This is a genomic window from Kitasatospora sp. MY 5-36 (assembly GCF_001182915.1).
In the GTDB taxonomy this organism is placed as follows: Bacteria; Actinomycetota; Actinomycetes; order Streptomycetales; family Streptomycetaceae; genus Kitasatospora.
In genome coordinates this window covers 1-5,057 of sequence record NZ_LFVW01000744.1, presented here as the reverse complement: position 1 = coordinate 5,057, position 5,057 = coordinate 1, and the positions used below count along the sequence as shown (strand labels likewise).

At 70.8% G+C, this 5,057-nt stretch carries 3 protein-coding genes and 1 pseudogene; 2 read left to right on the top strand and 2 right to left on the bottom strand.

The annotated features are described in order from the left end of the window. Positions 1–348 (top strand): annotated as a pseudogene (locus tag AE652_RS46855) (hypothetical protein); the annotation flags it as partial. A gap of 90 nt (positions 349–438) precedes the next feature. On the opposite strand, the gene AE652_RS35025 reads toward AE652_RS46855, so the two are convergent. After that, entirely contained in the window at positions 439–1,113 is a 675-nt protein-coding gene (locus AE652_RS35025; RefSeq protein WP_049659028.1) for a hemolysin III family protein, read from the bottom strand. Positions 1,114–1,397: 284 nt separating this feature from the next. On the opposite strand from AE652_RS35025, the gene AE652_RS35020 reads away from it, so the two are divergent. Then, positions 1,398–3,224 carry a phosphoenolpyruvate carboxykinase (GTP) gene (locus AE652_RS35020; protein WP_049659026.1) on the top strand — a complete coding sequence of 609 codons (1,827 nt, stop codon included), beginning with the start codon at positions 1,398–1,400 and terminating at the stop codon, positions 3,222–3,224. A 189-nt stretch (positions 3,225–3,413) separates the two neighbouring features. Here AE652_RS35020 and AE652_RS35015 read toward each other — a convergent pair whose 3' ends face one another. Then, positions 3,414–4,628, bottom strand: a complete 1,215-nt coding sequence (locus tag AE652_RS35015; protein WP_049659025.1) for a pyridoxal phosphate-dependent aminotransferase — start codon at positions 4,626–4,628, stop codon at positions 3,414–3,416. Positions 4,629–5,057 lie beyond the last annotated feature (429 nt).

The window sequence follows — 5,057 nt, the reverse complement described above, 5'->3', positions numbered from 1 at the left end:
CGTGCGGTCGGCGCGGTGCGGTGGCCCGAGCCCGAGGCGCTCCCGGCGCCGGCCTGGCCTCCGCGCGAGCCACACCGGGAGTCGCACGGGGAGCAGCACCACGCGCACGGCGGGCAGCAGCACCACGGGTACGGCGAGCAGCACCACGCGCACGGGCCGCTGCAGGATCCGGGCCCGCAGCCGGAGGCCGGCGCGGCCGACCACGCGGCCTACCCGCGCCGCCCGCAGCTCCGGGCCCCGTACGAGCGGCCCTGGACGGCGGAACGGGCGGCCGTCCGGTCCGTGGACCGTTCGACCGCCCGTCGGGGTGCGCCGGGATCGACCGGCCGTGCCGTACGCCACCAGTGATCACCCGACCGTGCCGTACGCCACCGGTGGCCGACCGACCGTGGCGTACGGCACCGGTGTTCACCCGGTCATGCCGTACGGCACCGGTGTTCACCCGGTGGTGCTGTAGGCCACCAGCGAGACGCCGACGTACTGGACGATGAACGCCCCCAGGGTGAAGGCGTGGAACACCTCGTGGAACCCGAACCAGCGCGGTGAGGGGTTGGGCCGCTTGAGCCCGTACACCACGCCGCCGATGCTGTAGAGCACCCCGCCGACGATCATCAGCACCAGGACGGCGACCCCGCCGGCGCGCAGGAAGTCCGGAAGGAAGAAGGCGGCGGCCCAGCCCAGCGCGAGGTACACCGGTGTGTACAGCCAGCGCGGCGCGCCGACCCAGAACACCCGGAACGCGATCCCGGCCAGCGCGCCGCCCCAGGCCACCCAGAGCAGGACCTGCTGGTCGGCGCCCTTGAGCAGCAGCATGGTGAACGGCGTGTAGGTGCCCGCGATGATCAGGAAGATGTTCGCGTGGTCCAGCCGGCGCAGCACGGCGTCCCCGCGCGGCCCCCAGTTGAAGCGGTGGTACACCGCGCTGACCCCGAACAGCAGCCAGGCGCTGACCGAGTAGATCGCGCAGGCGATCTTGGCGGGCGTGGAGTCGGCCAGGCAGATCAGCACGATCCCGGCGGCCACCGTGGCGGGGAACATTCCGGCGTGCAGCCAGCCGCGCCACTTCGGCTTGCTCTCCGTGAGTGCACTCTCCGCGAGCGCAGCAGCAGTCATGCGCAGCATGCTACCCGCTACCTACGGCTCCGTAGGTTACTCACGCGTAGGAAGTGGCGATCGTCACTCTTAGACGTTTTGGAGTATTTGGAGTGTGGCGCCGCGCACTCCGTCGCGGGGTCGGTCGACATGTTACCGATGAGTAATCATACTGGCTGTAGTAAAGGGTGCGTCAATTTCGACGCTTCGCCGCGTTCCGGCCTTGAGTCCGGAGCTACGCTGCAAGCACCCTCAGACCCCCGCGACGCCATCTCCACGCCGAGATGGCGTGAAACGGAGCGATCGTGTCGTACGAGATCTCTGCTCTCAGCGCATCCGCGCCCACCCGCCACAAGCAGCTGCTCGCTTGGGTGAGCGAGATCGCCGAGCTCACCCAGCCGGACCGCATCGAGTGGTGCGACGGTTCCGACGAGGAGTACCAGCGCCTCGCGGACCTGCTGGTGGCGCAGGGCACCTTCAAGAAGCTCAACGAGGAGAAGCGCCCCAACTCCTACTACGCCGCCTCGGACCCGTCCGACGTGGCGCGCGTGGAGGACCGCACCTTCATCTGCTCCGAGCAGGAGAAGGACGCCGGACCGACCAACCACTGGAAGGCCCCCGCCGAGATGCGGGAGATCTTCCAGGGCGAGCAGGGCCTCTTCCGCGGCGCGATGAAGGGCCGCACGATGTACGTCGTGCCCTTCTCGATGGGCCCGGTCGGCTCCCCGCTGGCCGCGTACGGCGTCGAGATCACCGACTCCGCCTACGTCGCCGTCTCGATGCGCGTGATGACCCGCATGGGTCAGGCCGTGCTGGACCAGCTCGGCGAGGACGGCGACTTCGTCAAGGCCGTGCACACCGTCGGCGCCCCGCTCGCCGAGGGCCAGGCGGACGTGCCGTGGCCGTGCAACAGCACCAAGTTCATCTCGCACTTCCCGGAGACCAAGGAGATCTGGTCCTTCGGCTCGGGCTACGGCGGCAACGCCCTGCTCGGCAAGAAGTGCTACGCGCTGCGCATCGCCTCGACCATGGCCCGCGACGAGGGCTGGCTGGCCGAGCACATGCTCATCCTGAAGCTCACCCCGCCGAGCGGCGAGGTCAAGTACGTCGCGGCGGCCTTCCCCTCGGCCTGCGGCAAGACCAACCTGGCCATGCTCCAGCCGACCGTCCCGGGCTGGAAGGTCGAGACGATCGGCGACGACATCGCCTGGATGCGTTTCGGCGCCGACGGCCGCCTGTACGCCATCAACCCCGAGGCCGGCTTCTTCGGCGTCGCCCCCGGCACCGGCGTGGACACCAACGCCAACGCCATCGAGACCCTCTGGGGCAACACCGTCTTCACCAACGTCGCCCTCACCGACGACGGCGACGTGTGGTGGGAGGGCCTCACCGACGAGCCCCCGGCGCACCTGACCGACTGGCGCGGCAACGACTGGACCCCCGAGTCCGGCACCCCGGCCGCCCACCCGAACGCCCGCTTCGCCGTCCCGGCCGCGCAGTGCCCGACCATCGCCCCGGAGTGGGAGGACCAGGCGGGCGTGCCGATCTCGGCGATCCTGTTCGGCGGCCGCCGCGCCACCGCCGTCCCGCTGGTGACCGAGTCCTTCGACTGGCAGCACGGCGTCTTCCTGGGCGCCAACATCGCCTCCGAGAAGACCGCCGCCGCCGAGGGCACCGTCGGCGAGCTGCGCCGCGACCCGTTCGCGATGCTGCCGTTCTGCGGCTACAACATGGGCGACTACTTCGCCCACTGGCTGAAGGTCGGCGCCCAGGCGGACGCCGCCAAGCTGCCGAAGATCTACTACGTCAACTGGTTCCGCAAGGACGCCGAGGGCAAGTTCGTCTGGCCCGGCTACGGCGAGAACAGCCGCGTGCTCAAGTGGATCGTCGAGCGCCTGGAGGGCACCGGCGAGGGCGTCGAGACCCCGATCGGCGTGCTGCCGACCGTCGAGGGCTTCGACCTCGGCGACCTGGACCTCTCCAAGGAGGACCTCGACCTGCTCTTCACCGTGGACGCCGACATCTGGCGCCAGGAGGCCGCGCTCGTGCCGGCCCACCTGGAGACCTTCGGCGACCACACCCCGAAGGAGCTGTGGGACGAGTACCGGAACCTCGTCGCGCGCCTCGGCTGAGCCTGAGCCTCAGTCGCGGTAGCGGCGGGCGCGCGGCACGACCCGCGCGCCCCGCCGAGCGGCAGGACGGCCGGAGTTCCGCCGGGCGATTTTCCCCCGACCAAGGAGATCGCCCGGGCCGGAACTCCGGCCGTAGTGTTTTCCGGGAGCCGTCCCAGGAGCCGTCCCGGGTGTCGTCGAGCCCGGTGGCTACGGCTGGACGTAGCCGCTCAGGAAGTCGCCGATCCGGGTCACCGCGTCGGTGATCTCCTCCGGCCGGGGCAGCGTGACCAGCCGGAAGTGGTCCGGCTCGGGCCAGTTGAAGCCGGTGCCCTGGACCAGCAGGATGCGCTGGGAGCGCAGCAGGTCGAGCACCATCCGGGCGTCGTCCTTGATCTTGTGGACCTTGGGGTCCAGCCGGGGGAAGGCGTACAGCGCGCCCTTGGGCTTGACGCAGCTGACCCCGGGGATGTCGTTGAGCAGCTTGTACGCGGCGTCGCGCGAGGCGTGCAGCCGGCCGCCGGGCAGCACCAGGTCGCGGATCGACTGCCGCCCGCCGAGCGCGGCGGCCACCGCGTGCTGGGCGGGCATGTTGGCGCAGAGCCGCATCGAGGCGAGCACGGTCAGGCCCTCGATGTAGCTGCGGGCCCGGTGCCGGTCGCCGGACAGCACCATCCAGCCGGAGCGGAAGCCCGCGACCCGGTACGCCTTGGACAGCCCGTTGAAGGTGACGCAGAAGAGGTCCGGGGCCAGGGTGGCCAGCGGGACGTGCTCGGCGTCGTCGTAGAGGATCTTGTCGTAGATCTCGTCCGCGTAGACCACCAGGTCGTGCTGGCGGGCGATCTCGGCGATGCCCTCCAGCACCTCGCGCGGGTAGACCGCGCCGGTCGGGTTGTTCGGGTTGATCACCACGATGGCCCTGGTGCGATCGGTGACCTTGGCCTCGATGTCGGCGAGGTCCGGGTACCACTCGGACTGCTCGTCGCAGCGGTAGTGCACGGCGGTGCCGCCGGCCAGCGAGACCGAGGCGGTCCACAGCGGGTAGTCCGGGGCCGGGACGAGCACCTCGTCGCCGTCGTCCAGCAGCGCGGTCATGGCCAGCTGGATCAGTTCGGAGACGCCGTTGCCGAGGAAGACGTCGTCGACGGAGAGGCCGTGCAGCCCGCGGTCCTCGTAGTGCATGACCACCGCGCGGCGGGCGGAGAGCAGGCCCTTGGAGTCGCCGTAGCCGTGCGCGGTGGCGAGGTTGCGCAGGATGTCCTGGAGGATCTCCGGGGGCGCCTCGAAACCGAAGGTGGCCGGGTTGCCGGTGTTGAGCTTGAGGATGCGGTGGCCCTGTTCCTCCAGCCGCATCGCCTCGTCGAGTACCGGTCCGCGGATGTCGTAGCAGACATTGGCGAGCTTGCTGGACTGGATGACCTGCATGTCCGCCTACTTTAGGGGTACGGAGGGGCCGTGCGGCGGGTCTCCGCGGGGGTGCTTCGGAGGGTCGGAACGGCCCCCTTGGATCGGCAGGCGGGGGCGGCGGGCGGCCTTGTGAACCGGCAGTCGAATGTCCGGAATGCTCCTGTATGCGAGGAGCGCCGTTGCGCCGTTCCATGGAAGCGAGACGGACGGCACACGCCCGGCGCGGGAGGATGTGGCCGGTCGTGTCGGTCGTGTCGGTCGAGGAGGGGGTGCGCCGGTGGTCCCGGTCGTGGTCGCGGCGGTGCTGGTCGGTCTCCTGGCGGCTCCGCCGCTGCGCGGGCGGATCGCCCGCTTCGCGGTGCCGGAGGGCGAGCCCTGGTGCGAGGCCTGCCCGTCCTGCGGGCGCGCGGTGCGGCTGCTGCCGCCGACCGGGCGCTGCCCGGGCTG